Raw genomic sequence first — 26,535 nt, 5'->3', positions numbered from 1 at the left:
GCGTCAAGGAAATATAAAGTGCTGACGATCTACAACACGCTCACCAAGAGCAAAGAAGTCTTCAAGCCGCTGGATGGCAACAAGGTGCGCATGTACGTGTGCGGCATGACCGTGTACGACTACTGCCACCTCGGCCACGGCCGCAGCATGGTCGCGTTCGACCTGGTGACCCGCTGGTTGCGCTTCAGCGGTTACGACCTGACCTACGTGCGCAACATCACCGACATCGACGACAAGATCATCAATCGTGCCCGCGAGAACGGTGAGTCGTTCGAAGCGCTGACCGAGCGCATGATCGCGGCGATGCACGAAGACGAAGCGCGCCTGAACATCAAGAAGCCGGACATGGAACCGCGCGCCACGGATCACATTCCGGGCATGCACGCGATGATCCAGACCCTGATCGACAAGGGCTTCGCTTACGCCCCGGGCAATGGCGACGTGTACTACCGCGTCGCCAAGTTCATGGGCTACGGCAAGCTGTCGCGCAAGAAGATCGAAGACCTGCGCATCGGTGCGCGCATCGAAGTCGACGAGTCGAAAGAAGATCCGCTGGACTTCGTCCTGTGGAAAGCCGCCAAGCCGGGCGAGCCGAGCTGGGAATCGCCGTGGGGCGCCGGGCGTCCGGGCTGGCACATCGAGTGCTCGGTGATGTCTACCTGCTGCCTCGGTGAGACCTTCGACATCCATGGCGGCGGCAGCGACCTCGAGTTCCCGCACCATGAAAACGAAATCGCCCAAAGCGAAGCGGCCACCGGCAAGACCTACGCCAACGCGTGGATGCATTGCGGCATGATCCGTATCAATGGCGAGAAGATGTCCAAGTCCTTGAACAACTTCTTCACCATTCGCGACGTGCTCGACAAGTACCACCCGGAAGTCGTGCGTTACCTGCTGGTGTCGAGCCACTACCGCAGCGCGATCAACTACTCGGAAGACAACCTCAAGGACGCCAAGGGCGCACTCGAGCGTTTCTACCACGCGTTGAAAGGCCTGCCGAGCGTGGCCCCGGCCGGCGGCGAAGCCTTCGTCGAGCGTTTCACCACGGTGATGAACGACGACTTCGGCACGCCGGAAGCCTGCGCGGTGCTGTTCGAGATGGTGCGTGAGATCAACCGTCTGCGCGAGAGCGATCTCGACGCGGCGGCCGGTCTGGCGGCACGTCTGAAAGAACTGGCGAGCGTGCTGGGCGTGTTGCAGCTGGAAGCCGATGACTTCCTGCAAGCGGGCGCCGAAGGGCGTGTCGATGCCGCTGAAGTCGAGGCGCTGATCGCTGCGCGTCTGGCGGCACGTGCCGGCAAGGACTGGGCCGAATCCGACCGCATCCGCGACCAGCTCACCGCCATGGGCGTGGTGCTGGAAGACGGCAAGGGTGGCACGACCTGGCGTCTGGCTGACTGATTGCCTGATCCGCGTTAAAACAAAACCCGCCGAGTGCGGGTTTTGTTTTTTCTGGCGGGGCCTTAGCTCAAGGCGCCGGTGCTGACCGCGACGATCAGGAAAATCCCCAGCACCGCACGGTAGATGACGAATGGCCAGGTGGAGAACTTCTCCAGAAAACGCATCAGGCCCCAGATCGCGAAGAACGCCGAGATGCTGGCAATCACCAGACCGAAAATCAGGTGCCCCCAAACGGCAGCTGGAAGGTCGGCATGGAACAACACCCACAACTCTTTCAAACCGGCGAGGGCGATGGCCGGCAGCCCGAGCAGGAACGAGAACCGCGCCGCTTCTTCACGCTTGAAGTTGAGAAACAACGCTGCCGTCAGTGTCGAGCCGGAGCGCGACACCCCAGGAATCAGCGCGCCAATCTGTGCGATGCCGACGATCAGCGCATCGCGCAGACGCATTTCGTCAACGCTGCGCCGATGGCGGCAGGTCAGTTCGGCAGCCGCCAGCAGCACCGCCATGACCACGCAGGAAATCCCGATCACCATCAGGCCGCGCAAGGGTGAGTTGCAGGCATTGAGTGTCGATGACAACGCTATACCGGCGATGCCGATGGGGATGGTCGCCAGCACAATCGCCACCGCGAGGATGAACCAGCGGTTGTTGAAATCCTGTTGGCGCACCGCATCGACGCTGCCGCCGACCACTTGGCGGACATCGCGCCAGAAATAACTGACCACCGCCGCCAGTGCGGCCAGTTGCATCGCTGCGGAAAACGCCGAGCCGGGATCCGGCCAGCCGAGCAGGGCCGGGACGATGCGCATATGCGCGGTGGAGGAAACGGGCAGCAACTCGGTGATGCCTTGAATGATGCCGAGGAAGCCGATCTGCAGGTAGTCCAGCGAAGCGAAGCCGATATCGAGGCCGGTGGAACAGATGTTGGTCAAAGCACTTATCCTGTGAAAATCAGGAGGAGGGAGGTGTCTGAATCAATGGCATGGCGAAAAACTGAAACATTTCGTCACAGTCTAGTCGGTTCGGTCAATGAGGGCGGATTGATAGTTGTGGGGTGACTGGGCTGGCGCCTTCGCGAGCAAGCCCGCTCCCACATTGGATTTTTGTCATGTCTGATTTTTGTGTACGACACGGATCCCCTGTAGGAGCGGGCTTGCTCGCGAAGAGGCCGGTTCAGCCACCCTGTCACTCAGCCTGACGCAACCGCTTGTAAAGGGTATTGCGACTAACCCCCAACCGCCGCGCCAGATGCGAAATATTCCCCCCGGCTGCTTTCAACTCCCGGTTCAACGCTTCCACATCATTCAGATCCAGCCCCAGCGGCTGCACGCTCTCCACCGGCTCCATCTCCAGATCGACAAAAAAGTCATCCGGCAAATGCTCCGGCCGCACCGGCTGTTCCTCGGCCATCGCCAGCGCCACCTGCATCACGCTGCTGACCTGACGCAGATTACCCGGCCACGGGTGCCGCTCGAACAGCTCCAGCACTTCGCGGCTGAGCCCGGCCCATTGCGTCGGTTCGCGATGCTGCTCCCACAGGCGTTTGAACAGCGCCTCTTTATCACTGCGCTCTCTGAGCGGCGGCAGTTCCAGTGTCAAACCGCCAATTCGGTAGTACAAGTCCTCACGAAATCGGCCCAATTGCACTTGCTCGCGTAAAGAGCGGTTGGTCGCCGAGATGATCCGCAAGTCCACCGCGAACAACTCGCTGCTGCCCACCGGTTGCACGCAGCGCTCCTGCAACACCCGCAACAACCGCGCCTGAGTGGGCAGCGGCATGTCGCCGATTTCATCGAGGAACAGGGTGCCTTTGTCAGCCTTGCGGATCAGGCCGATGCTGCCTTTCTGGTTGGCGCCGGTGAACGCGCCTTTTTCATAGCCGAACAGTTCCGACTCCACCAGTTCGGCGGGGATCGCCGCGCAGTTCACGGCGATAAATGCCTGTTTGCTGCGCGAGCTGGCCTGGTGCAGGGCTTTGACGAAGACTTCCTTGCCGACTCCGGTTTCGCCGTGGATCAGCAGCGGAATGTCTTTCTCCAGCAGGCGTTCGGCCTGACGCACGGCTTTTTCCACCCGGCTGTCACCGAAGTGCAGGGTGCTGAGGCTGATGGCGCCCGCGGGTTTGAGCGACGTTTCGGCGCTTTTCGGTTCAGCAAATACCCGAGGCTGAACCGCTGCCTGTTGCGGCCGCTTCAACAAACACTGAAAACGGTTGCGCCCGGAGGTCTGCAGGGCGAATGGCAAGCCGTCGGGCTGATTCAGCAGCTCCAGCAGCGACACGTTGAACAGGCTCTCGACACTGACCCGCGACAGGCGCACGCCGAGCAGATTGTCCGCCCGGCGATTGGCCGACAGCACCTGCCCGCTCTCATCGAAAATCAGCAAACCCGCCCACTGACTGTCGAGGTTGTTCAACCCGGTGTTGAAGGTCAGTTGAAAGTGCTGGCCGTGGAACAGGTTGAGGATCAGCCGGTTCTCCACGGTCTGGCTCATCATCTTGACCATGCCCAGGGTGTGCGAGGGCGGCAGATAGCTGTCGCTGGACACGTCGAGTACGGCGATAACCTTGCGCTCGGCATCGAAAATCGGCGCGGCGGAACCGGTCATGAAACGGTTGGCTTTCAGAAAGTGTTCATCGTGCTCGATGTGTACCGCTTGCTCGCAGGCCAGCGCGGTGCCGATCGCATTGGTGCCACTGCAGCGCTCCATCCAGCTCGCCCCGGCGCTAAACCCTCGGGCCAGGTTCGGCTCGATAAAGCGCTGAGTGCCCCACGAGGTCAGCACCTGACCCTGATGGTCGGCGAGCATGATCAGGCAATTGGAGTTGCTGAGGATGTTCTCGTAATACGGCAGCACTTCCTGATGGGTGGTTTGCACCAGCGCGTGGTGACGGTCGAGCAGCTGGGCGATGCCGGCGGCGGGCAATTGATCGAAGGCCGGGGCGCTCTGGTGGTCAAGGCCGAAGGCGCGGCAACGTTGCCAGGAGGACTGGACAATCGCGTCGTGGGACAGCGGCGGGGCAGGTGCGGCCATGGTGGTGGGCCTCTGAAGGGCATTTTATTGTTGTTATGGCACTGCTTTCAAAACCAACACAGATCAAAACTGTGGGAGCGGGCTTGCTCGCGAAAGCGGTATATCAGACACATTTACATCGACTGACACACCGCATTCGCGAGCAAGCCCGCTCCCACATTGGATTTTCATCGTTCACAGAATTTGGGCAAAAAGCGTTCATAGAGTGTTGTTCACTATTGTTCATTGTCAATCGCCCAGCTGTTCAAATGTGTTCAGCAATGAACGCCTGATCCCCGCGTTTTCAGCCCTTTTCACGACAAATCAACCACTTGCCATTTCTGGCACGAATGTCGCTCTGCTGCACAGGTCGCTTGACTCCAATAATAAAAAGGCCGAGCCATGTCACTCACCCTGGAGCACGTCAGCCGCACCGTCGAGGGCCAGACCTGGATCGACGATGCCTGCCTGAAATTCGAACCCGGATCTTTCAACGTTCTGCTCGGCCGCACGCTGTCCGGCAAGACCAGCCTGATGCGCCTGATGGCAGGCCTGGACAAGCCCGACAGCGGCCGGATCCTGATGAACGGCGTCGACGTCACCCAGCGCCCGGTGCGCCTGCGCAACGTGTCGATGGTTTATCAGCAGTTCATCAATTACCCGACCATGACCGTGTTCGAGAACATCGCCTCGCCGCTGCGTCAGGCCGGTGTTTCCAAAGAAATCATTCATAGCAAAGTGCTGGAAACCGCGAAGATGCTGCGCATCGAGAAGTTTCTGCAGCGCTATCCGCTGGAACTGTCCGGCGGTCAGCAGCAGCGCACGGCGATGGCCCGGGCGCTGGTCAAGGACGCCGAGCTGATCCTGTTCGACGAGCCGCTGGTCAACCTCGACTACAAGCTGCGCGAAGAACTGCGCCAGGAAATGCGCGAGCTGTTCAAGCTGCGCCACACCATCGCGATCTACGCCACCACCGAACCCAACGAAGCCTTGGCGCTGGGCGGCACCACGACGATTCTGCACGAGGGCCGGGTGATCCAGAGCGGCCCGTCGACCTCGGTCTACCACCAGCCGCAAACCGTGTTGGCCGCCGAGCTGTTCTCCGAACCGCCGATCAACCTGATGCCCGGGCGCATTGCCGGCAATGAAGTCAGCTTCGCCAATTTCGTGCACTTTCCGCTGAACGTCGACCTGCGTCCTGTAGGCGAGGGCGAGTTTCGCTTTGGCGTGCGCCCCAGCCATATCTCGCTGGTGCCGAGCAACGATGACGATCTGGAGCTGGCGGTTACCGTCGAAGTGGCGGAGATCAGCGGCTCGGAAACCTTCCTGCACGTGCGCAACGAGCATTTCCTGTTGGTGCTGCACCTGCCGGGGGTTCACGAATACGACGTCGATGCGCCGATCCGCATCTACATCCCGACTCACAAACTGTTCGTGTTCGATGCGCAGGGCCGTCTGGTGCAGGCACCGGGCCAACGTGTCGCGAGGGTTGCCTGATGGCCGAAATCCGTTTGCAGCACCTCGCCCACAGCTACAGCAAGCAGCCGAGCGGGCCTGACGATTACGCGATCCGCGAGATGGATCACATTTGGGAGCAGGGCGGCGCGTATGCCTTGCTAGGCCCTTCGGGTTGCGGCAAGTCGACCTTGCTCAACATCATTTCCGGCCTGCTCAGCCCCTCGCAAGGGCATGTGCTGTTCGATGGCAAAGCGGTCAACGACCTGACCCCGGAGAAGCGTAACATCGCTCAGGTGTTCCAGTTCCCGGTGGTCTACGACACCATGAGCGTGTTCGACAACCTTGCCTTCCCCCTGCGCAATCAGGGCATGGCCGAGGCGAAAGTGCTCAGCAAGGTGCAGGAAATCGCCGAAGTCCTCGACCTGCAAAACCTGCTGAGCAAGAAGGCGCGCAACCTCACCGCCGACGAAAAACAGAAAGTCTCCATGGGCCGTGGCCTGGTGCGTGACGACGTCTCGGCGATTCTCTTCGACGAGCCGCTGACGGTGATCGACCCGCACCTGAAGTGGAAACTGCGGCGCAAGCTCAAGCAGATCCACGAGCAGTTCAACATCACCATGGTCTACGTCACCCACGATCAGCTCGAAGCTTCGACCTTCGCCGACAAGATCGCGGTGATGTACGGCGGACAGATCGTGCAGTTCGGCACGCCACGGGAATTGTTCGAGCGGCCGACTCACACCTTTGTCGGCTACTTCATCGGCAGCCCGGGGATGAACCTGATCGAGGTGCAGCCGCAGCCGGGCGGGGTCGGTTTCGCCTCGACGCACTTGCCGTTGTCCGACGCCTTGCAACGGCATATCGAACACGGTCGGTGGAAAAATCTGAAGGTCGGCATCCGCCCCGAATTCATTCACGTCTGGGACGAGCCGTTTGACGAGGCGATGCAGGCGCGGGTGGTTCACGTCGAAGACCTCGGCACCTACAAGATCCTCACCCTCGACCTCGATGGCGCGCCGCTGAAGGTGCGTCTGGCCGAAGACAAACCGGTGCCGCAGGGCACGGCGTATATCAGTTTTCCGGCGCAGTGGCTGATGGTCTATGCCGATGAGTTTCTGCTCGAAGCCGACGACGAGGTGCAGCCATGAACAAGGTGCAGAACAACAAGGCCTGGTGGCTGGTGTTGCCGGTATTTCTGCTGGTGGCGTTCAGCGCGGTGATCCCGATGATGACCGTGGTCAACTACTCGGTACAGGACATCTTCGACCAGTCCAGCCGCTACTTTGTCGGCGCCGACTGGTACAAGCAGGTGCTGCTCGACCCGCGTCTGCATGACTCGCTGCTGCGCCAATTCATCTACTCGGCCTGCGTGCTGCTGATCGAAATTCCGTTGGGTATCGCCGTCGCCCTGACCATGCCGACCAAGGGCCGCTGGTCGTCGGTGGTGCTGATCATCCTGGCGATTCCGCTGCTGATCCCATGGAACGTGGTGGGCACCATCTGGCAGATTTTCGGGCGTGCCGACATTGGTCTGCTGGGGTCGAGCCTGAATGCGCTGGGCATCAGTTACAACTACGCGGCCAACACCATGGACGCCTGGGTGACGGTGCTGGTGATGGACGTCTGGCACTGGACTTCGCTGGTGGCGCTGCTGTGTTTTTCCGGGTTGCGGGCGATTCCCGACGTGTATTACCAGGCGGCGCGAATCGACCGCGCCTCGGCGTGGGCAGTGTTCCGCCATATTCAGTTACCGAAGTTGAAAAGCGTGCTGCTGATCGCGGTGATGCTGCGTTTCATGGACAGTTTCATGATCTACACCGAGCCGTTTGTGCTCACCGGTGGCGGGCCGGGCAATGCCACGACCTTCCTCAGTCAGACGCTGACGCAGATGGCGGTCGGCCAATTCGATCTGGGGCCGGCGGCGGCGTTTTCGCTGGTGTACTTCCTGATCATCCTGCTGGTTTCGTGGCTGTTCTACACCGCCATGACCCATTCCGACGCCAACCGCTGAGGGCCCGGCCATGAGCAAGAGAAAGCTGATTCCGCTGCTGGTGTACATCCTGTTTCTGCTGGTGCCGATCTACTGGCTGCTGAACATGTCGTTCAAGAGCAACACCGAAATTCTCGGCGGGTTGACCCTGTTCCCCCAGGATTTCACCTGGCACAACTACAAGGTGATTTTCACCGATCCGAGCTGGTACACCGGTTATCTCAATTCGCTGTATTACGTCAGCCTGAACACGGTGATCTCGCTGAGTGTGGCGCTGCCGGCGGCGTACGCGTTTTCGCGCTATCGCTTCCTCGGCGACAAGCACCTGTTCTTCTGGCTGCTGACCAACCGCATGGCGCCACCGGCGGTGTTTCTGTTGCCGTTCTTCCAGCTGTATTCGTCGATTGGGCTGTTCGACACGCACATCGCCGTGGCCTTGGCGCACTGCCTGTTCAACGTGCCGCTGGCGGTGTGGATTCTTGAAGGTTTCATGTCCGGGGTGCCCAAGGAAATCGACGAAACCGCGTACATCGACGGCTACAGCTTTCCCAAGTTCTTCGTGAAGATTTTCATCCCGCTGATTGGCTCCGGCATCGGCGTCACGGCGTTTTTCTGCTTCATGTTTTCCTGGGTCGAACTGCTGCTGGCGCGCACGCTGACTTCGGTTAATGCCAAGCCGATTGCCGCGGTGATGACCCGCACGGTTTCCGCTTCGGGCATCGACTGGGGCGTGCTGGCGGCGGCGGGGGTGTTGACCATCCTCCCGGGCATGCTGGTGATCTGGTTTGTTCGCAACCACGTGGCCAAGGGCTTTGCCCTCGGTCGGGTCTGAGGAACGCATGATGGAATGGATGAGCTGGACTACCCCCACGGCGGGGTTCTTTATCGCCATCGGCCTGTTGCTGGTGGGCATGACCACTTGGGAATTGCGCTCGCCAAGCATCCTGCGACGCGGTTTTCTGCCGATTGCCACCACCCGTGGCGATCGCTTGTTCATCGGTCTTCTCGGCAGCGCCTACCTGCATCTGCTGGTAATCGGCGTCACCGACTGGAGCATCTGGGTGGCGTCCGCGCTGTCTCTGGTGTGGCTGTTGGTTGTGATGCGCTGGGGCTAGTCGAGTCGCTCGGCAATCGTGCTCCGTAACTCAAACTGGAGGTCTCTATGTTCGACAAAAACAATAAGCTGCGACATAGCATTTCATTGGCAGCCTTGCTGGCACTCAGCGGTTTGAGCGCATCTGCCTGGGCCGATGCCTACGAAGACGCTGCGAAAAAATGGATCGGCAGTGAATTCAAGCCGTCGACCCTGACGGCCGATCAGCAGCTCGAAGAATTGAAGTGGTTCATCAAGGCCGCCGAGCCGTTTCGCGGCATGGAAATCAAAGTGGTTTCCGAGACCCTGACCACCCACGAATACGAGTCCAAGGTACTGGCCAAGGCCTTCACCGAAATCACCGGGATCAAGCTCACCCACGACCTGCTGCAAGAAGGCGATGTGGTGGAAAAAATGCAGACGGTGATGCAGTCGGACAAGAACATCTACGACGGCTGGGTCAACGACTCGGACCTGATCGGTACGCACTTTCGCTACGGCAAGACCGAATCGATCACCGACCTGATGGCCAACGAAGGCAAGAACTTCACCTCGCCGACCCTCGACATCAAGGACTTCATCGGCATCTCGTTCACTACCGCGCCGGACGGCAAGATCTATCAACTGCCCGACCAACAGTTCGCCAACCTGTACTGGTTCCGCGCCGACTGGTTCGAACGCGCCGATCTGAAAGCCAAGTTCAAGGAAAAGTACGGCTACGAATTGGGCGTGCCGGTGAACTGGTCGGCCTATGAAGACATCGCCAAATTCTTCAGCGAAGACGTCAAGGAGATCGACGGCAAACGCGTCTACGGACACATGGACTACGGTAAGAAAGACCCGTCGCTGGGCTGGCGTTTCACCGATGCCTGGTTTTCCATGGCCGGTGGCGGCGACAAGGGCCTGCCCAACGGCTTGCCGGTGGACGAGTGGGGGATTCGCGTCGAGGACTGCCATCCGGTTGGTTCCAGTGTGACCCGCGGCGGCGACACCAACGGCCCGGCGGCGGTGTTCGCCACGCAGAAATACGTCGACTGGCTCAAGGCCTACGCGCCACCGGAAGCGGCGGGCATGACCTTCTCCGAGTCGGGGCCGGTGCCGTCGCAGGGCAACATCGCCCAGCAGATTTTCTGGTACACCGCGTTCACCGCCGACATGACCAAACCGGGCCTGCCGGTGGTCAACGCCGACGGCACGCCGAAATGGCGCATGGCGCCGTCGCCGCGCGGGCCGTATTGGGAGGAGGGCATGAAGCTCGGCTATCAGGACGTGGGTTCGTGGACTTTCATGAAATCCACGCCTGAGAAACAGAAACTCGCGGCGTGGCTGTACGCGCAATTCGTCACCTCGAAAACCGTGTCGCTGAAGAAAACCATCGTCGGCCTGACGCCGATTCGCGAGTCGGATATCAACTCGCAGGCGATGACCGATCTGGCGCCGAAACTTGGTGGGCTGGTCGAGTTCTACCGCAGTCCGGCCCGCGTGCAATGGACCCCGACCGGCACCAACGTGCCGGACTATCCGCGCCTGGCGCAATTGTGGTGGAGCCACATCGCCGAAGCGGCCAGCGGCGAGAAGACTCCGCAACAGGCGCTGGACGGCCTGGCCAAGGATCAGGACGCAATCATGACCCGCCTCGAACGCTCCAAGGCGCAAGCAGTATGCGCCCCGAAAATGAACCCGGAACGCGACGCGCAATACTGGTTCGACCAACCGGGCGCACCAAAACCAAAACTGGCCAACGAGAAGCCGCAGGGCGAGACCGTGAGCTACAACGAACTGCTGAAATCGTGGGCGGATGCGCGTAAGTGATGGTTGATGTGTGAAAAGCAAAACGGCACCGTGAGGTGCCGTTTTTTTTGTTGCCTGATCTACCGCTATCGCGGGCAAGCCACGCTCCCACAGGGTTCTGTGTTGCTCACACAATCTGGGCACACCACAAACTCTTGTGGGAGCTGGCTTGCCAGCGATAGCGGTGTGTCAAATAACAAGGATGTGACTGACCTGCCGCCATCGCTTGCAGGCAAGCTCCCACAGGTTTTGTGACGCCTGCAAAGTCCGGGTTCACCGCGATTCACTGTAGGAGTGAGCCTGCTCGCGATAGCGGAGTGTCAGACAACAAAAATGTGACTGACCCGCCGCCATCGCTGGCAAGCCAGCTCCCACAGGTTTTGTATTGCCATCAAAATTCGGGTTCACCGCGATTCATTGTAGGAGTGAGCCTGCTCGCGATAGCGCTGTGTCAGACGAAAAATATCGCCTGAGCCGCCGCCATCGCTGGCAAGCCAGCTCCCACAGGTTTTGTATTGCCATCAAAGTCCGGGTTCACCGCGACTCACTGTGGGAACTTGCCTGCAAGCGATGGGGCCATGGGTGTCGCCGCGGGAAAACCGAGGCGGAATACGGTCATGACACCTGGCAAGCTCTTCACCTCCGCTACCCCCTGATGCAGGCTCATGATCGAGCGCACGATCGCCAGCCCCAGCCCGGTGCTGCCCTGCGAGCGCGAGCGGGCGCTGTCGACGCGGTAGAAACGGTCGAACAGGTGCGGCAGATGTTGCGCCTCGATGCCGGCGCCGGGATTGCTGACCAGCAGTGAAGCCTGCGTCGCGCCTTGCTCGATCAGCAAGGTGATGGTTTTGCCGTTCGGGCAATGACGCAGCGCATTCGACAGCAGATTGGAAATCGCCCGCTGGATCATCAGCCGATCGCCCAACACCGATGCGCTGCCAACAACATTCAAATGAATCTGCTTGTCCTGCGCCGCCAGCGAAAACATCTCCGCAACCTTCGCCGCTTCCGCCTCCAGCGCCACCGCTTCAAACGGCGCCAGCGCCGACGGGTGACTGACCTGCGCGAGAAACAGCATGTCCGAGACAATCCGCGCCACGCGTTCCAGCTCCTCGGTACACGACACCAGCACGTCCTTGTACTCCTCGGTCGTACGCTCGCGAGACAGCGTCACCTGGGCCTTGCCCATCAGGTTGTTGATCGGTGTGCGCAGCTCGTGCGCCAGGTCATCGGAGAACTGTGACAACTGCTGCACCCCGGCATCGAGGCGATGCAGCATGAAGTTGATGCCCTGCGCCAGTTCGCTCAACTCCTGCGGCATGTTCACCACCGACAGCCGATGCTCCAGGTCCTGCGTCGAGACCCTCGCCGCCACTTTGCGAAACTCGCGCAGCGGCGCCAATCCACGCTGCACCGCGCCCCACGCCGTCAGGCCGATGAACACCAGCAACAGCGGCAAGGCAATCAGCGTCGAGCGCAGATAGGCGCTGAGCAGCGCCTGATCGTGCGCGTTGTCCATCGACAGCAGCACCGGCACGCTGCTGCCGTCCTTGAGCCGAATCAGCTTCGACGCGGTAAGGAACTTCGCACCCTCGTCATCGATGCTGTCGCTATAGGCCAACTGCTCGGTAGTGCCTCGTACTGCGCGCAATTCGGCGCGCGGATCCTTCAGTCCCGAGCCGGATTTGAGCAGCGGCGTACGCAGGTTCGAGCGGTCATAAATCGTCAGCGTCAGGTTGTCGTGGCCCATGACCTGATCGAGCAGAATGTGCGGCTTGCCACTGACCTCATTGGCGTCGACATACAGCGACAGGCTGTGCTCCACCTGCGCCATCTTCTTTTGCAGGCTGTCGCGGGACAGCGCATTCAGCTCATGGGTCAGGGCGAAATAGGCGAGGATCGCCAGGAATACCACCAACAGCGCGCCGAGAATACTTACCGTCAGACCGAGGCGCATCGACAGGCTGGCCGGCCTCATTCTCGCGCCTCCAGCACATAGCCGACACCGCGCAGGGTGTGGATCAGCTTGTTGTCGAACGGATCATCGATCTTCGCCCGCAAGCGCCGGATCGACACTTCGACCACGTTGGTGTCGCAGTCGAAATTCATGTCCCACACCAGCGAAATGATCTGCGTGCGGGTCAGCACCTCGCCGGACTGGCGCATCAGCAAGTGCAGCAGGGCAAATTCCTTGGTGGTCAGGTCGATGCGCTGCTCGCCACGAAACGCCCGATGCCGGCCCGGATCCAGCTCCAGATCGGCGACTTTCAACACCTGTGGCACTGGGATGTTTTCACTGCGGCGCATCAAGGTGCGCACCCGCGCCAGCAGTTCGGGAAACTCGAACGGCTTGACCAGATAGTCGTCGGCGCCCAGATCCAGACCACGAATCTTGTCCGCCAGCCGCCCGCGCGCGGTGAGCATCATCACCCGCGTCGAGTGGGTGCGGCGCAGTTGTTCCAGCACGCCCCAACCGTCCAGTTCCGGCAAGTTCACGTCGAGAATGATCAGGTCATACGCCTGCTGTTGCGCCAGATGCAATCCATCGGCACCGGTGGCGGCGTGGTCAACGATATAACCACTTTCGGTCAAACCCTGATGCAAGTATTCGGCAGCTTTAAGCTCGTCCTCGACGACAAGGATTCGCATGATCTATCACCACTTTTATTTAATGGATATCTAATTAAGGCAACCCCTCACCCTAACCCTCTCCCCGAGGGAGAGGGGACTGAATGCGGGATATTTCAGAACTACGCCAACGTGAAAAAACTTTACTGAATCCATAATCGACTTGATGTAACAGGTCGATAAAAAACCCGAGACACTTCGGTCGGCCCCCTCTCCCCCCGGGAGAGGGCTGGGGTGAGGGGATATCCGCAACGATAAAGGTTGTAGCGGCTACAGGGTCAACAACCCAATGCTTTAAACCGGGGCTGTGCGACAGTCCGCCGCAGCGCGGACCACGTGATTCTCGTAAGTTTGATTCCGACAAGTACTGTTCAGCAGTTAACTACCGAGTATTTGTTTCTATGTATTGCGGCAAAGCCGATTGCACTTCGCATCCTAGAACAAAACAACTTTGCCAAACCGTGGATAACGGATTTGTAATGTTCCAGTCACCTTGTCGATAAGTTCAAAACCCTAACGTGGCGGCATCGAAAAATCCTGAATTAAAGGAAGTCCTCCATTGCCCGGTTTAATCGAACTGACGGCGCGATCACGCCTGAACAAAACCGCCAGCGGCCTCTTGTTGCTGGCGTGCAGCAGCCTGGCCAGCGCATCGACCCTGACACTGGATCAGGCGCTGCAAAGTGCCTTCGCCGGCAACCCCGATCTCGCTGCCGCGCAATGGGAAATCGGTATTGCCGAGGGCGATCGCCAGCAGGCCGGGCTGATCCCCAATCCCGAGGTGTCGTGGGAGGCCGAAGACACCCGGCGCAACTCGCGCACCACCACGGTGATGCTCAGTCAGCCGATTGAACTGGGCGGCAAACGCGGCGCGCGCATCGATGTCGCCAGGCGTGCGCAGGACGCCGCCGGCATCGAGCTGGAGCGCAAGCGCAATGCCTTGCGCGCCGATGTGATTCAAGCGTTCAACAGCACGCAAACCGCGCAGCAACGCTTGCAGCTGGCGCGCCAGTCGCTGCAACTGGCCGAGCACGGTGTGCGCGTTGCTCAGGGGCGGATTGAGGCCGGTAAATCGTCGCCGGTCGAAGGCACGCGGGCGCAAGTGCAGCTCTCGGAAGTGCGCCTGGAGGTGAGCCGCGCCGAGCGCGATCAGGCCAACGCCTATCAGCAACTGGCGCAGGTCATGGGCGCACCGTTGCCGACTTCGACCAACGTGCAACCCGGCACACAGAACCTCGCCACGCTGCCGCCGCCCGGCCGTTTGCTTGAGCGTCTGAACCAGACTGCCGAGCTGCGTCTGGCGAAGCTGCAGATCGATCAGCGCGAAGCCTCGTTGGGCCTGGAAAAGTCGCAGCGCATTCCCGACCTGACCGTGAGCATCGGCAGCCAGTACAGCGAAACCGAGCGTGAGCGAGTCAACGTGGTCGGGCTGTCGATGCCGATTCCGCTGTTCAACCGCAATCAGGGCAACGTGCTCGCCGCCGCACGGCGCAGCGATCAGGCGCGGGATCTGCGCAACGCCACCGAGCTGCGTTTGCGCACCGAAGTCCAGACCAGCCTTGAGCAATGGCAGACCGCCAACGGCGAAGTCAACGCGTTCAACCAGACCATCCTGCCCGCCGCACAAAGCGCAGTGGACAGCGCCACGCGCGGTTTCGAAATGGGCAAGTTCGGTTTCCTCGACGTACTCGATGCCCAACGCACCCTGATCGCTGCGCGCAGCCAATACATCCAGGCCGTCAGCGAGGCGACCGACGCCCGCGTGCGCCTCGAACGGATCTACGGCGACCTCAGCGTCAGCCCTTGAATTTCACTTTTCAGACAACTGCGCGATGGCACGGCGCAGAGGAGTTTCCATGGATAAAAAACTGATGGTGGTCGCGGTGGCGACCTTGGCGCTGGGCATTGGCCTCGGTTCGATGTGGCCGGCCAATTCAAATATCGACGCGCATGCTGATGAGGCCTCCGAACACGCCGATCACGCCGAGGAGGGCGCTGCCGCCGAAGGCGAACATGCCGAACAAGGCCACATCGAATTGAGCGCCGAGCAGATCGCCGCCGCAGGCATTCAACTGGCCGAGGCGCGGGCGCAAAGCATCAGTCTCGGCTTGTCGTTTCCCGGCGAAGTGCGCTTCGACGAGGACCGCACGGCACACGTCGTGCCGCGCGTGCCGGGGGTGGTCGAGTCGGTGGCGGTCAACCTCGGGCAACCGGTGAAAAAGGGCCAGTTGCTGGCGGTGATCGCCAGTCAGCAAATCTCCGATCAGCGCAGTGAACAGGCCGCCGCGCAACGTCGCTTGGCGTTGGCGCGCACCACCTACGAACGCGAAAAGAAGCTCTGGCAGGATAAGATCGCCGCCGAGCAGGATTTCCTCCAGGCCAGGCAGGCGTTGGAAGAGGCGGAAATCGCCATGAACAACGCCCGGCAGAAAATCAGCGTGCTCAGCGGCAGCGTGGTCGCCACCGGCGGTAATCGCTACGAACTGCGCGCGCCATTCGACGGCGTAGTGGTGGAAAAACACCTGACGCCGGGGGAGGTGGTCGATGAGACCACCGCGGCTTTCACCCTCTCGGATCTGTCGCGGGTGTGGGTCACGTTCGGTGTCTCGCCCAAGGATCTGTCCAAAGTGCAGGTGGGCAAACCGGTGACTGTCAGCGCGCCTGAGTTAAAGGCCGAAGTGACCGGCAGCGTGGCGTACGTCGGCAGCCTGCTCGGCGAACAGACCCGCACCGCGACCGTGCGCGTGACCGTGGAAAACCCTAAAGGCTCGTGGCGCCCGGGGCTGTTCGTCACCGCGCGGGTCGCCACCGAGAGCCGCCAGGCCAAAGTCGCCGTGCCGGAAACCGCGATCCAGACCGTCGAGGACAAACCCACGGTGTTCGTGCGTACCGACGACGGCTTCAAGGCGCAGGCGGTGGAACTGGGCAGCCGTGCCGCCGGCCACGTGGAAGTCACTCAAGGGCTGGAACCGGGCGTGCAAGTCGCCAGCGCCGGCAGCTTCGTCCTCAAGTCGGAGCTGGGCAAAGCCTCAGCCGAGCACAGTCATTAATTCTGGAAGGTCACCATGTTCGAACGCCTGATCCAGTTTGCCATCGAGCAGCGCATCATCGTGCTGCTCGCCGTTCTGCTCATGGCCGGCCTCGGCGTCGCCAGTTATCAAAAGCTGCCGATCGACGCCGTGCCCGACATCACCAACGTCCAGGTGCAGATCAACACCGGCGCCGCCGGGTTCTCGCCGCTGGAAACCGAGCAGCGCATCACTTTCCCGATTGAAACCGCGATGGCCGGTTTGCCGGCGCTGGAGCAGACCCGTTCGCTGTCGCGCTCCGGGTTGTCGCAGGTTACGGTGATCTTCAAGGACGGCACCGACCTGTTTTTCGCTCGCCAACTGGTCAACGAGCGTCTGCAGATCGCCAGGGAGCAATTGCCCGAAGGCGCGGAAGCGGTGATGGGGCCGATTTCCACCGGTCTCGGTGAGATCTTTTTATGGACGGTGGAAGCCCAGGAGGGCGCGCTGAAGGACGACGGCAGCGCCTACACGCCGACCGATCTGCGGGTGATTCAGGACTGGATCATCAAGCCGCAGTTGCGCAACGTGCCGGGCGTCGCCGAGATCAACACCATCGGTGGTTTTGCCAAGGAATATCAGATCGCGCCGGACCCGAAACGCCTTGCCGCGTACAAGCTCACCCTCACCGATCTGGTCACGGCGCTGGAGCGCAACAACGCCAACGTCGGCGCCGGCTACATCGAGCGCAGCGGCGAGCAGTTGCTGATCCGCGCGCCGGGGCAAGTGGCGAGCACCGAGGACATCGCCAACATCGTCATGGCCAATGTCGACGGCACGCCGATCCGGGTGAAGAACGTCGCCACGGTGGAAATCGGCCGCGAACTGCGCAGCGGTGCGGCCACCGAAAACGGTCGCGAAGTGGTGCTGGGTACGGTGTTCATGCTGATCGGCGAAAACAGCCGCACCGTTTCGCAAGCGGTGGCCAGCAAGCTGGAACAGATCAATAAATCCCTGCCGCAAGGCGTGATCGCCGTGCCGGTCTATGACCGCACGCACCTGGTCGACAAAGCCATCGCCACAGTGAAAAAGAACCTGATCGAAGGCGCGATTCTGGTGATCGCGATTCTGTTCCTGTTCCTCGGCAACATCCGCGCCGCGCTGATCACGGCAATGGTGATTCCGCTGTCGATGCTGTTCACCTTCACCGGGATGTTCAGCAACAAGGTCAGTGCCAACCTGATGAGCCTCGGCGCGCTGGACTTCGGGATCATCGTCGACGGCGCGGTGGTGATCGTCGAAAACACCCTGCGTCGTCTGGCGCATGCGCAGCAGCATCACGGCCGTTTGTTGACCCGCGCCGAGCGTTTCAAGGAGGTCTTTGCCGCGGCGAAGGAGGCGCGCCGACCGCTGATTTTCGGCCAGTTGATCATCATGGTGGTGTACCTGCCGATCTTCGCCCTGAGCGGCGTCGAAGGGAAAATGTTCCACCCGATGGCGTTCACCGTGGTCATCGCTTTGCTCGGTGCGATGCTGCTGTCGGTGACCTTTGTGCCGGCAGCGATTGCGCTGTTCGTCACCGGCAAGGTCAAGGAAGAAGAGGGCGTGGTGATGCGCGGTGCACGTCGGGTGTATGCGCCGGCGCTGGCCTGGGTCATGGCCCATCGCACGGTGGCCGTGGGCGCGGCGTTGGGCGTGATCGTGCTCAGCGGCGTGCTCACCAGCCGCATGGGCAGCGAGTTTGTACCGAGCCTCAGTGAGGGGGATTTTGCCCTGCAAGCGCTGCGCGTGCCGGGCACCAGCCTGACGCAATCGGTGGACATGCAGCAGCGGCTGGAAACGCTGATCCTGGCCAAAGTGCCGGAGGTTGAAAGGGTGTTCGCCCGCACCGGTACGGCGGAAATCGCCTCCGATCCGATGCCGCCGAACATCTCTGACAGCTACGTGATGCTCAAACCGAAGGATCAATGGCCAGACCCGAACAAGTCCCGCGAAACCCTGATGGCCGAGTTGCAACAAGCCGCCGCGACGTTGCCGGGCAGCAACTATGAACTGTCGCAGCCAATCCAGTTGCGCTTCAACGAACTGATCTCCGGTGTGCGCAGCGATGTCGCGGTGAAGGTGTTCGGCGATGACATGGACGTGCTCAACGCCACGGCAGCGAAGATCGCGGCGGCGATGCAAAAGGTCAACGGCGCCTCTGAAGTGAAAGTCGAGCAGACCACCGGGTTGCCGGTGCTGACCATCAACATCGACCGAGACAAGGCGGCGCGTTACGGGCTCAACGTCGGTGATGTGCAGGACACCATCGCTGTGGCAGTGGGCGGGCGTCAGGCTGGGACCTTGTATGAGGGTGATCGGCGTTTCGACATGGTGGTGCGCTTGTCCGATGCCATGCGCAAGGACATCGACGGCTTGTCGGCATTGCTGATTCCGGTGCCGGCGCTGAGCGGTGCGGCGAATCAGGTCGGGTTTATCGCGCTGAAAGACGTCGCCAGCCTCGATCTGGTGCTCGGGCCGAATCAGGTCAGCCGCGAAAACGGCAAGCGCCTGGTGATCGTCAGCGCCAACGTGCGCGGGCGCGATATCGGCTCGTTCGTCAGCGAGGCCGGTGCGCTGATCGAGCGCGAGGTGCAGGTGCCGGCGGGATACTGGACTAGCTGGGGCGGGCAGTTCGAGCAACTGCAATCGGCGGCCAAGCGCTTGCAGATCGTGGTGCCGGTGGCGTTGCTGCTGGTGTTCGGCTTGCTGTTCATGATGTTCAACAATCTGAAGGACGGCTTGCTGGTGTTTACCGGGATTCCGTTTGCCTTGACCGGCGGGGTGATGGCGCTGTGGCTGCGGGATATTCCGTTGTCGATTTCCGCTGGCGTGGGGTTTATCGCGTTGTCCGGGGTGGCGGTGCTCAACGGTCTGGTGATGATCGCGTTCATTCGCAATTTGCGCGAGGAAGGGCGCTCACTGACGGAGGCAATCAACGTCGGCGCGCTGACGCGCTTGCGGCCAGTGTTGATGACCGCGCTGGTGGCGTCGCTGGGGTTTATTCCGATGGCGCTGGCGACTGGCACCGGCGCCGAGGTGCAGCGGCCACTGGCAACCGTGGTGATCGGCGGGATTCTGTCCTCGACGATCCTCACGTTGCTGATCTTGCCCGCGCTGTACCAGATCGCCCATCGCCGGGATGAGGACACCGTACCGTCTGAGTAGGTGATCTCCTGTGGGAGCGGGCTTGCTCGCGAAGAGGCCGTGTCAGTCGACATCAATGTTGGATGACACACCGCTTTCGCGAGCAAGCCCGCTCCCACATGGGTTCCGTGCACTGATCCGGCAGATAACGGATATGTAATTCCCCCGCCACCGTCACGAAAGGTGCGCCTTGTTACCTTGATCCCGTCAGCTACTTAAACGAGGAATCAACCATGAAATTCGCCCAACTGAGCACCTTCGCAGCCGCCCTGATGCTGTCGTCCCTGGCCATGGCCGAAGGCGGCGGTGACCGCACGTTCGACCGGATGATGACCGCCAATGATCGCGCCGTGGAGCTGTTCGTGACCAAGGAACAGGCCCGCGACCCGGTCGTCGTCAACGAGAAGAAAGACGACAAGACCAAAGACCTGTAAGCCCGGCGCACTGGAACAAGCCCGTTGTCGTGTGCCGATGCCGGGCTTTTTTACGGAGGAGTAAACATGCAGTTGATCAAATGGATGACCTTCGCCGGCGTCATGGCGATGTCGGTAAATGCACTGGCTGAAGGCGGCGGCGATCGCACTTTCGAACGTGCTTTCAGCGCCAACGCCAAAGCCATGGAGCAATACGCAGCCGAGCGCGGCACAGCGGCGCCGGTGGTCAAGGAATACGAATACGGCATGAAGCTCGACGTGGTGAAAATCGTCAGCGTGGTGAAGCCGCAGCCTGCCTGCTCGGTGGTGCCTACCGCTATGACCTACGAAGACTCGCAAGGGCAACTCAACACCCTCAGATACAGCGTGGCCGGCGTGTGCCGCAACAGTGGTGGCTAACCAACACCTGATCCCCGGAGCTGCATTTAAAAGTTGTGTGGGAAAAGCAGAACCTTCCCACAATGTTTTCAGGTTGTCCTTCGTATGTCAGCTCTCTAGCCTGTGTGTTCAAGGAGGGTTACTTGGTCGGCAAAGGCTCGACATCCACAACGGCCGGGAGCGGAGACGCTTCCTGGTTCAACTTGCGTCGGGCAATCTCGGCGCCGCGCAGACGCAGAGGCGTTTCGATAAAGCGGTAGTTGAGTTCGCTCAGCAGCACCAGCAGACCCACCGACGTCAGTAACAGCTCAAGGGTGAAACGCCCATCCAGCGGCACGCCTTGGTTGGCGGCAACACGCGTCCAGACCTCTGTACTCAGGTGGTTGGTGAACACGTGGATCACGTAGAGCCCATACGACCGTGAGCCAAGCCATTGCATGAGACCGCGCATGAACGCCGGGCAGTAGATATAGCCCTTCTGATAACTCGCCAGCCAGACAATCAATACCGCGACCATCGCGACGATGCCGACAGCAATGGGCATGGCAATCAGCTGGATGGCGACAGAACCCAGCATGTATAGCAGGAACAGCGTGCAAAGCAGCGGTTTGATCGTCCCCTGACCCAGACCGACCGGTTCTATCTGCCGATAGAGGCGGGTACGGGTGAACAGGCACAGGAGAATTCCCCAGAGCATTGCATCCAGACGGAAGTGCGTGAGGATGCTCGCGGGTTGGCCGTAAGGATTTCTGTCGATACCGAACTGCAACGCAATCAGTGCGAACAGGGCAATGATCCGCCAACGCGGGGCCGTGACAAACAGCAGAAAAAAAGGAAATACGAAGTAAAACTGCTCTTCGAGCGCCAGGCTCCAGTATTGAGGGCTAGGGCCCAGCAGCGAGTTGTAATGCATCGCCAGGTTGCCGCTGAAGGTCGCGACGGCGGTGAAACTGCGCAAATTGTCGTACCACGAACCAAAGGCATTCGATTGGTTGAAAATAACGGAAAACAACAGCGGAATGAGTATCCAGAGCCATGCTGTGGGCAGCAGACGATAGGCGCGGCGCAGCCAGAAACAGGCAGTTGCCAGACCGGACTGACCTTGGGCGCGCTGTTGGTCGAAATGGTCCAGATAGGCCTTGCTGACCACGAAACCGGAAATGCAGAAGAACAGGTCGACACCGGTCCAGGGCATGAAAATCGAGAATATTCTCAGCAGCGTATCGGTATGGAACGGCAGCATCATGGTGACATGGCACAAGAAGGTCATGGCCACAGCAGCCCCTCGCAAGTACTCGATTTCCAGGTTCTTACGGCTACTCATCGGTCCCTCGTTATTCTTGTTGGTCAGCGCAGGCGAAGATGGCAGGTGGCTTGCGGTTCGGTCAAGAAAACGATGAGTTTATTCAGCGCAAAAAAAGGCGCCCCGAAGGACGCCAAAAAATTCACCTCTGACCAAAGGAGCAAGGAGCTTCTAAAGGTGAATGGTATTGCTCGGGAAACTCAGAGAATCGCCAGCGGGTACTCGACGATCACCCGCACTTCATCCAGGTCTGACTCGAACGCCGTGGCGCGGGTGGTGGCCTGGCGCAAACGCAGCGACAGGTCTTTCATCGAACCGCTCTGCACCACGTATTTGACTTCGATGTCGCGCTCCCAGCGCTTCTGGTCGGTCAGCGGATTGCCTTCGGCATCGCGGCGCATGTACACGGCGTTGGCGTTGGAATAGTCGGCGTCGGTGCCACGTGCGTAACGGGTCATGAACGACAGACCGGGTACGCCGTAAGTGCTCATGTCGAGGTCGTAGCGCACCATCCACGAACGTTCCTTCGGCGAGTTGAAGTCGCTGTACTGGATCGAGTTATCGAGGAAGATCGAGTCGGACTGGCGCAGGTAATCGAAGTCGTCGTTGCCGTTGTTGCGCTGATGGGAGAGGGCGACGGAATGGGCGCCGAGCTTCACGCCGACGCGGCCGCTCCAGATGTTGTTGTCGAATTGGCCGAGCAGTTGCTTGCCTTCGTCGACCGCCTTGTAATAGTTCAGGCCGCCGAACAACGACAACTCGTCCGACAGTGGATAGGTCCAGGCGGTGCCGGCGTAATACTGGTTCCAGGTGTCCTTGAGGCGACTGGAATACAGGCTGAAACTGAGGTTCTTGTTAAGCACGTAGTCGCCGCCGCCATAAGCGATCCACGGCGAATTGACCGGGCCGGCGTAGAACGTGGCGAAATTTTCGCGCATGTCGCTGGACACCGGTTGGCTCATCGCATGCAAACGACCGCCCTGAATCGACAGACCGTCGATGCTGGTGTTGGTCGCCGTCACACCGCGAAAGCTTTCCGGCAGCAGGCGCGAATCACCTGCGGCCACCACCGGGTTGGCCGGGAACACATCACCGACCTTGACCACGGTATCGAAGGCCCGCACTTTGGCGGCGCCACCGATCTTGGTGTATTCATCCCGCGCCTGGCCGTCACGGTTGACCGGCAGCACATCGAACGAACTGCGCCCGCCGTTGCGGCCGTCACCGGTGTCGAGTTTCAAGCCGAGCATGGCAAATGCGTCGACACCGACCCCGACGGTGCCTTGGGTGAAACCGGATTCGAACTTGCTGATCACCGCATGCGCCCAGGCTTCGGAATAACCGTTGCCGGTGGGGCTGGACTGGCCGTTGCGATGATCACGATTGAAGTAGAAGTTGCGGTTGAGCACCGTCAGGCTGCTGCCTTCGACAAAGCCTTCGGGCTTGTCTTCTGCAAACACCATGGACGGCCCGGAGCCGACCACCACCGCTAAAGCGGCCATCGACATTTTTGTATTGTTAACCATCAAACACTCCTTGGGTTCGGCAGAACGGGAACGTGCGTCGGCGTGGTTTTATTGTTCGACGGGGCAGGGCCCGCCGGCATTGGTCGCCGGGTCACATCGTTGCAAGCTGCGGATAACGCCAAGGTGATGGGGGAATTACAATTTCGTCATGTGGCTGGAATCAAAACCCCGTGTCAGGTCAGGGCTGCGAGTTGTTCGATTGTCTGTGGAAAACGCTCGACCAGACGGATCAGGGTTGTGGCCTGAGCATTGGGCGTAGCTCGTCCTTGCTCCCAGTTCTCGAGCGTTCGCGTATTGGTGCGTAGATACATCGCGAAAACTGACCGGGAAAGATTAAGTTGCTGACGGATGGCTATCACTTCCTCAGCAGTGATCGGCATCAGTTTTGGCAGCTGAACCTTATGGGTACGCAAGGTGATTTTGCCTTGGCGTTCATCGGCCAGTGCTTCCAGTCCATCCATCAGTTCGGAAAAAATGTCACGTTTCATAGTGGCTTCTCGCGTTGAGTTCTCTATCCAGTGTTTTTCTGAAAAGCTTTTTCTGGGCAGGCGTCAAATCGTCCTGCTCGTTTTTGTTGAAGACGGTAAAGAGCCAGAACTGATCGAAGCCTGACCACCAGTAATAAATCACTCGTAATCCGCTGCGCTTGCCTTTCCCTCTTCGTTGGTCGCTGAAGCGAATTTTACGAAGCCCGCCTGTGTCCTCGATGAGATCGCCCGCTTCCGGATTTTTCAGCAACTCCAATTGAAAGCTGCGAAACAGATCGTCATCCAGATAGTCGTCTCGGTGCTTCTGAAACACAGGCAATTCGATAAATAGAGCATCCATGTTCTGTACGCTACCTACGTATAGTGTTGTCTCGATAATCGAATCGGTCAAGGCCTCCAGGCCGTCCTTTTCGTCCCTTTTTGAACGGTAGACGCCGGTCGTAAAAACACCTGTAGGACGAATCGACGAGTGTGGTGAGAACGTTCGATTGAGTAGAGAGGAGGCTTAGCAATTGACGTGTCGGAACAATCCGCAGCACTATCGCCCCATGACTGTCCAACTTCGAATGACCATGATGTGCTCCTCCATGACCGCTTCCGGCGGGCCATGAGGTCATACGTGTTTGTCATTTGACGTGTACCCAAAGCCCCGCCAGAAATGGACGGGGCTTTTTCATGCCCCGTCCGCACATGGCTCAAGGAGAGAGAAATGTTCGACATCAGAAGAGCCACCGCGAATGACGCCCAAACCGCATTCGACATACGACGCTTGGCGATCAGGCATCAATGCATCGGTGCCTACACCGAGCAGCAAATGCACGACTGGACCAAGGGCTCGGCTGAAGACGGTTACGACACGCTCATGGAAAAGCATTTCTATCTGGGCTGGGTTGAGGACGAGCCAGTGGCAACCGGAATGCTTGATCTGGAGTACCGTGAAATCGGTGCAATCTTCATTCATCCGGATTTCATGCAGCGCGGACTGGGCAAACAGGTTTTGCACTTTCTTGAAGATCTGGCAAGGGAGCTGGGGCTGGCAGAGGTGTGTCTGGACGCAACGTTGAACGCTGCCGATTTTTACCGGCGCTGCGGTTATGTCGGGGAGGAGAGTGCGATTTACCAATCACCTTCGGGTCTGCAACTGGCCTGCGTGCCAATGGTGAAGAAACTGTGATGCCATTGTGGCGAGGGAGCTTGCTCCCGCTGGACTGCGTAGCGGGCCCCGCTTCTCAGTTGAACAGCGGGGCCGCTTCGCGTCCTGACGGGAGCAAGCTCCCTCGCCACAGGTTATTTGTTGCTACATGGAATCTGTAAAACAAAAACGGCACCCGAAGGTGCCGTTTTCACTTGTAGCCAGCCGAGCAATCAGCCCGCCAGACCCGCCTGCTGAACCAGGGTCAGCAATGGCTGCGGGTACACACCCAGGAAGAACGCGACCAGGGCGATGGCCAGCAGCATCACGCCGCCTGCCTTCTGTTCCCAGTGCAACTGGGCGTCGTGGCGGCGCAGGTTCGGTTCGATCAGGTACAGGGTGACCATCACGCGCAGGTAGTAGAACACGCCGATGGCGCTGCCCAGTACCAGGGAACCGACCAGCCACCATTGGTGCGACTCGACACCGGTGGCGATGATGTAGAACTTGCCGATGAAGCCAGCGGTCAGCGGAATACCGGCCAGGGACAGCATCATCACGGTCAGCACGGCGGTCAGGTACGGACGGCGCCAGAACAGGCCGCGGTACTCGTACAGCGCGTCGGCGTCACGGCCGTTGTACGGCGAGGACATCAGGGTGATCACGCCGAAGGCGCCAAGGCTGGTGATCACATAAGTCACCAGATACACGCCGATGGCTTCCACCGCCAGACCCTTGCTCGCCACCAGGGCAATCAGCAGGTAGCCGAAGTGCGCGATGGACGAGTAACCGAGCAGACGCTTGAGGTTGCTCTGGGTCAGGGCCAGCAGGTTACCGAACAGGATCGAGGCGACGGCGATCACGCTCAGTACGTCGCTCAGCACGCCGCTGCTGGCAGCAGGGGAGATCTGGAACAGACGCACCATCACCGCGAACACGGCAACCTTCGACGCCGTGGCGAGGAACGCGGCGACTGGCGCCGGAGCACCTTCGTACACGTCCGGGGTCCACAGGTGGAACGGTACCAACGACAGCTTGAATGCCAGACCGATCAGCATCATGCCCAGACCCAACTGCGCCAGCGAGCTCGGCAGGTTGGTGGTAGCCAGTGCCTGACCGATACCGTTGAAGCTCAGGGTGCCGGCGTCAGCGTAGAGCAGGGCCATGCCGAACAACAGGAACGCGGAACCGGCCGCCGACAGCACCATGTACTTGATGCCGGCTTCCAGCGAACGCTTGTTGAAGAAGGCGTAAGCCACCAGACCGTAGACCGGCACCGACAGCAGTTCCAGACCGATGAACAAACCGGCCAGGTGCTGCGCGCTGACCAGAACCAGACCACCGGCGGCGGCCATCAGGATCAGCAGGTACAGTTCTTCACGGTTGCCCGGGTAACCCGAACCGCCATCGCCGAGGTAGGCGTGGGCGAGGGTCACACAGGCGAGGGTGGCGACCAGGATCAGCGCCATGTACAGGCAGGCGAAGGTGTCGACTTGCAGCAAAGGAGTCACAGCCAGAGGCGCGACTTTCAGGGCTGGCAGGATCGACAGCAGGGCCAGGTTCAGACCGGCGACCGAGATCAGGAAGGTCTGCGAGTGGTTGCGGCGCCAGGCGATTGCCAGCATCACCACGATAATGGTGAGGCTGGTGATCAACAGTGGCGCAAGCGCAATAAAGTGTTGAATCGTGAATTCCATAGCGCTC

General features: G+C 60.2%; 22 protein-coding genes. 13 read left to right on the top strand and 9 right to left on the bottom strand.

Annotated elements, in window-relative coordinates:
• Positions 1 to 18 precede the first annotated feature (18 nt).
• Complete coding sequence (gene cysS / locus KCG87_RS12735) at positions 19 to 1,401, top strand: cysteine--tRNA ligase (RefSeq protein WP_134785992.1); 1,383 nt, start codon at positions 19 to 21, stop codon at positions 1,399 to 1,401.
• Between the two features lie 62 nt (positions 1,402 to 1,463).
• On the opposite strand, the gene uppP is transcribed toward cysS, so the two are convergent.
• The gene (gene uppP, locus KCG87_RS12730) at positions 1,464 to 2,336 is read right to left on the bottom strand and encodes an undecaprenyl-diphosphatase UppP (RefSeq protein ID WP_210557653.1); all 873 of its coding nucleotides are present in this window, start codon (positions 2,334 to 2,336) and stop codon (positions 1,464 to 1,466) included.
• 253 nt (positions 2,337 to 2,589) lie between these two features.
• Positions 2,590 to 4,437 (bottom strand): sigma-54-dependent Fis family transcriptional regulator, encoded by a 1,848-nt coding sequence (locus KCG87_RS12725; RefSeq protein ID WP_098968135.1) that lies wholly within the window; start codon positions 4,435 to 4,437, stop codon positions 2,590 to 2,592.
• 381 nt (positions 4,438 to 4,818) lie between these two features.
• Here KCG87_RS12725 and KCG87_RS12720 point away from each other — a divergent pair, with 381 nt between their 5' ends.
• The 6 genes from KCG87_RS12720 to KCG87_RS12695 are packed head-to-tail and all read left to right on the top strand — an operon-like array spanning position 4,819 to position 10,769.
• Positions 4,819 to 5,913 (top strand): ABC transporter ATP-binding protein, encoded by a 1,095-nt coding sequence (locus tag KCG87_RS12720; protein ID WP_095138884.1) that lies wholly within the window; start codon positions 4,819 to 4,821, stop codon positions 5,911 to 5,913.
• The gene (locus tag KCG87_RS12715; RefSeq protein ID WP_210557655.1) at positions 5,913 to 7,022 is read left to right on the top strand and encodes an ABC transporter ATP-binding protein; all 1,110 of its coding nucleotides are present in this window, start codon (positions 5,913 to 5,915) and stop codon (positions 7,020 to 7,022) included. Before KCG87_RS12720 ends, KCG87_RS12715 begins: the two co-directional genes overlap by 1 nt.
• Positions 7,019 to 7,885 carry a sugar ABC transporter permease gene (locus KCG87_RS12710; protein WP_007961995.1) on the top strand — a complete coding sequence of 289 codons (867 nt, stop codon included), beginning with the start codon at positions 7,019 to 7,021 and terminating at the stop codon, positions 7,883 to 7,885. The genes KCG87_RS12715 and KCG87_RS12710 overlap by 4 nt, the downstream gene beginning before the upstream one ends.
• A 10-nt stretch (positions 7,886 to 7,895) precedes the next feature.
• Positions 7,896 to 8,696 carry a carbohydrate ABC transporter permease gene (locus KCG87_RS12705; protein ID WP_027614646.1) on the top strand — a complete coding sequence of 267 codons (801 nt, stop codon included), beginning with the start codon at positions 7,896 to 7,898 and terminating at the stop codon, positions 8,694 to 8,696.
• A gap of 10 nt (positions 8,697 to 8,706) precedes the next feature.
• Positions 8,707 to 8,979, top strand: coding sequence for a DUF2160 domain-containing protein (locus KCG87_RS12700; RefSeq protein ID WP_027614647.1), 273 nt, complete (start codon positions 8,707 to 8,709; stop codon positions 8,977 to 8,979).
• Between the two features lie 47 nt (positions 8,980 to 9,026).
• Positions 9,027 to 10,769, top strand: a complete 1,743-nt coding sequence (locus KCG87_RS12695) for an ABC transporter substrate-binding protein (protein ID WP_098968138.1) — start codon at positions 9,027 to 9,029, stop codon at positions 10,767 to 10,769.
• Between the two features lie 523 nt (positions 10,770 to 11,292).
• Here the strand turns inward: KCG87_RS12695 and KCG87_RS12690 are convergent.
• Both KCG87_RS12690 and KCG87_RS12685 read right to left on the bottom strand, forming a co-directional pair.
• Complete coding sequence (locus KCG87_RS12690; RefSeq protein WP_210557657.1) at positions 11,293 to 12,726, bottom strand: heavy metal sensor histidine kinase; 1,434 nt, start codon at positions 12,724 to 12,726, stop codon at positions 11,293 to 11,295.
• Positions 12,723 to 13,397: a heavy metal response regulator transcription factor gene (locus KCG87_RS12685; protein ID WP_003223767.1), complete on the bottom strand. Its 675-nt coding sequence runs from the start codon at positions 13,395 to 13,397 to the stop codon at positions 12,723 to 12,725. Before KCG87_RS12685 ends, KCG87_RS12690 begins: the two co-directional genes overlap by 4 nt.
• Positions 13,398 to 13,935: 538 nt before the next feature.
• Here KCG87_RS12685 and KCG87_RS12680 point away from each other — a divergent pair.
• The 5 genes from KCG87_RS12680 to KCG87_RS12660 all read left to right on the top strand — a co-directional run bounded on the left by KCG87_RS12680 (position 13,936) and on the right by KCG87_RS12660 (position 20,403).
• Positions 13,936 to 15,183, top strand: a complete 1,248-nt coding sequence (locus KCG87_RS12680) for a TolC family protein (RefSeq protein WP_210557660.1) — start codon at positions 13,936 to 13,938, stop codon at positions 15,181 to 15,183.
• Positions 15,184 to 15,232: 49 nt separating this feature from the next.
• Positions 15,233 to 16,426, top strand: a complete 1,194-nt coding sequence (locus KCG87_RS12675; RefSeq protein ID WP_210557662.1) for an efflux RND transporter periplasmic adaptor subunit — start codon at positions 15,233 to 15,235, stop codon at positions 16,424 to 16,426.
• Between the two features lie 15 nt (positions 16,427 to 16,441).
• Positions 16,442 to 19,591 (top strand): CusA/CzcA family heavy metal efflux RND transporter, encoded by a 3,150-nt coding sequence (locus KCG87_RS12670; protein WP_210557663.1) that lies wholly within the window; start codon positions 16,442 to 16,444, stop codon positions 19,589 to 19,591.
• A gap of 212 nt (positions 19,592 to 19,803) precedes the next feature.
• A complete protein-coding gene (locus KCG87_RS12665; RefSeq protein ID WP_134785998.1) occupies positions 19,804 to 20,004 on the top strand; it encodes a co-regulatory protein PtrA N-terminal domain-containing protein in 201 nt (66 codons plus the stop codon).
• Positions 20,005 to 20,070: 66 nt separating this feature from the next.
• Complete coding sequence (locus KCG87_RS12660; protein WP_134785999.1) at positions 20,071 to 20,403, top strand: DUF2790 domain-containing protein; 333 nt, start codon at positions 20,071 to 20,073, stop codon at positions 20,401 to 20,403.
• A 118-nt stretch (positions 20,404 to 20,521) separates the two neighbouring features.
• Here the strand turns inward: KCG87_RS12660 and KCG87_RS12655 are convergent, their stop codons facing one another.
• The 4 genes from KCG87_RS12655 to KCG87_RS12640 form a co-directional block, all read right to left on the bottom strand.
• Positions 20,522 to 21,706 (bottom strand): acyltransferase, encoded by a 1,185-nt coding sequence (locus tag KCG87_RS12655; RefSeq protein ID WP_134786000.1) that lies wholly within the window; start codon positions 21,704 to 21,706, stop codon positions 20,522 to 20,524.
• Positions 21,707 to 21,885: 179 nt separating this feature from the next.
• Positions 21,886 to 23,211 (bottom strand): OprD family porin, encoded by a 1,326-nt coding sequence (locus KCG87_RS12650; RefSeq protein WP_134786001.1) that lies wholly within the window; start codon positions 23,209 to 23,211, stop codon positions 21,886 to 21,888.
• 173 nt (positions 23,212 to 23,384) lie between these two features.
• A complete protein-coding gene (locus KCG87_RS12645; protein WP_027614657.1) occupies positions 23,385 to 23,699 on the bottom strand; it encodes a transcriptional regulator in 315 nt (104 codons plus the stop codon).
• Positions 23,689 to 24,039, bottom strand: a complete 351-nt coding sequence (locus tag KCG87_RS12640) for a toxin (RefSeq protein ID WP_027614658.1) — start codon at positions 24,037 to 24,039, stop codon at positions 23,689 to 23,691. Before KCG87_RS12640 ends, KCG87_RS12645 begins: the two co-directional genes overlap by 11 nt.
• 369 nt (positions 24,040 to 24,408) lie before the next feature.
• Here KCG87_RS12640 and KCG87_RS12635 point away from each other — a divergent pair, with 369 nt between their 5' ends.
• Positions 24,409 to 24,873, top strand: a complete 465-nt coding sequence (locus KCG87_RS12635; protein ID WP_210557665.1) for a GNAT family N-acetyltransferase — start codon at positions 24,409 to 24,411, stop codon at positions 24,871 to 24,873.
• 191 nt (positions 24,874 to 25,064) lie between these two features.
• Here the strand turns inward: KCG87_RS12635 and nuoN are convergent, their stop codons facing one another.
• The gene (gene nuoN / locus KCG87_RS12630) at positions 25,065 to 26,528 is read right to left on the bottom strand and encodes an NADH-quinone oxidoreductase subunit NuoN (RefSeq protein WP_003223784.1); all 1,464 of its coding nucleotides are present in this window, start codon (positions 26,526 to 26,528) and stop codon (positions 25,065 to 25,067) included.
• Positions 26,529 to 26,535 lie beyond the last annotated feature (7 nt).

The sequence above is a fragment of the Pseudomonas sp. MWU347 genome (assembly GCF_017947305.1).
GTDB lineage: Bacteria > Pseudomonadota > Gammaproteobacteria > Pseudomonadales > Pseudomonadaceae > Aquipseudomonas > Aquipseudomonas putida_A.
Note: the sequence above shows the minus strand (reverse complement) of the source record. Positions and strands in the feature narration are given on the sequence as shown.

What these genes read in the sequence shown, in the direction of transcription:
- KCG87_RS12705 (WP_027614646.1), top strand. Translation starts at nt 7,896, where the DNA reads ATGAGCAAGAGAAAGCTGATTCCGCTGCTGGTGTACATCCTGTTTCTG.
- KCG87_RS12640 (WP_027614658.1), bottom strand. Translation starts at nt 24,039, where the DNA reads ATGGATGCTCTATTTATCGAATTGCCTGTGTTTCAGAAGCACCGAGAC.
- KCG87_RS12695 (WP_098968138.1), top strand. Translation starts at nt 9,027, where the DNA reads ATGTTCGACAAAAACAATAAGCTGCGACATAGCATTTCATTGGCAGCC.
- KCG87_RS12655 (WP_134786000.1), bottom strand. Translation starts at nt 21,706, where the DNA reads ATGAGTAGCCGTAAGAACCTGGAAATCGAGTACTTGCGAGGGGCTGCT.
- nuoN (WP_003223784.1), bottom strand. Translation starts at nt 26,528, where the DNA reads ATGGAATTCACGATTCAACACTTTATTGCGCTTGCGCCACTGTTGATC.
- KCG87_RS12720 (WP_095138884.1), top strand. Translation starts at nt 4,819, where the DNA reads ATGTCACTCACCCTGGAGCACGTCAGCCGCACCGTCGAGGGCCAGACC.
- KCG87_RS12690 (WP_210557657.1), bottom strand. Translation starts at nt 12,726, where the DNA reads ATGAGGCCGGCCAGCCTGTCGATGCGCCTCGGTCTGACGGTAAGTATT.
- KCG87_RS12710 (WP_007961995.1), top strand. Translation starts at nt 7,019, where the DNA reads ATGAACAAGGTGCAGAACAACAAGGCCTGGTGGCTGGTGTTGCCGGTA.
- KCG87_RS12665 (WP_134785998.1), top strand. Translation starts at nt 19,804, where the DNA reads ATGAAATTCGCCCAACTGAGCACCTTCGCAGCCGCCCTGATGCTGTCG.
- KCG87_RS12685 (WP_003223767.1), bottom strand. Translation starts at nt 13,397, where the DNA reads ATGCGAATCCTTGTCGTCGAGGACGAGCTTAAAGCTGCCGAATACTTG.
- KCG87_RS12715 (WP_210557655.1), top strand. Translation starts at nt 5,913, where the DNA reads ATGGCCGAAATCCGTTTGCAGCACCTCGCCCACAGCTACAGCAAGCAG.
- KCG87_RS12635 (WP_210557665.1), top strand. Translation starts at nt 24,409, where the DNA reads ATGTTCGACATCAGAAGAGCCACCGCGAATGACGCCCAAACCGCATTC.
- KCG87_RS12675 (WP_210557662.1), top strand. Translation starts at nt 15,233, where the DNA reads ATGGATAAAAAACTGATGGTGGTCGCGGTGGCGACCTTGGCGCTGGGC.
- KCG87_RS12700 (WP_027614647.1), top strand. Translation starts at nt 8,707, where the DNA reads ATGGAATGGATGAGCTGGACTACCCCCACGGCGGGGTTCTTTATCGCC.
- KCG87_RS12670 (WP_210557663.1), top strand. Translation starts at nt 16,442, where the DNA reads ATGTTCGAACGCCTGATCCAGTTTGCCATCGAGCAGCGCATCATCGTG.
- KCG87_RS12645 (WP_027614657.1), bottom strand. Translation starts at nt 23,699, where the DNA reads ATGAAACGTGACATTTTTTCCGAACTGATGGATGGACTGGAAGCACTG.
- KCG87_RS12660 (WP_134785999.1), top strand. Translation starts at nt 20,071, where the DNA reads ATGCAGTTGATCAAATGGATGACCTTCGCCGGCGTCATGGCGATGTCG.
- KCG87_RS12650 (WP_134786001.1), bottom strand. Translation starts at nt 23,211, where the DNA reads ATGGTTAACAATACAAAAATGTCGATGGCCGCTTTAGCGGTGGTGGTC.
- KCG87_RS12725 (WP_098968135.1), bottom strand. Translation starts at nt 4,437, where the DNA reads ATGGCCGCACCTGCCCCGCCGCTGTCCCACGACGCGATTGTCCAGTCC.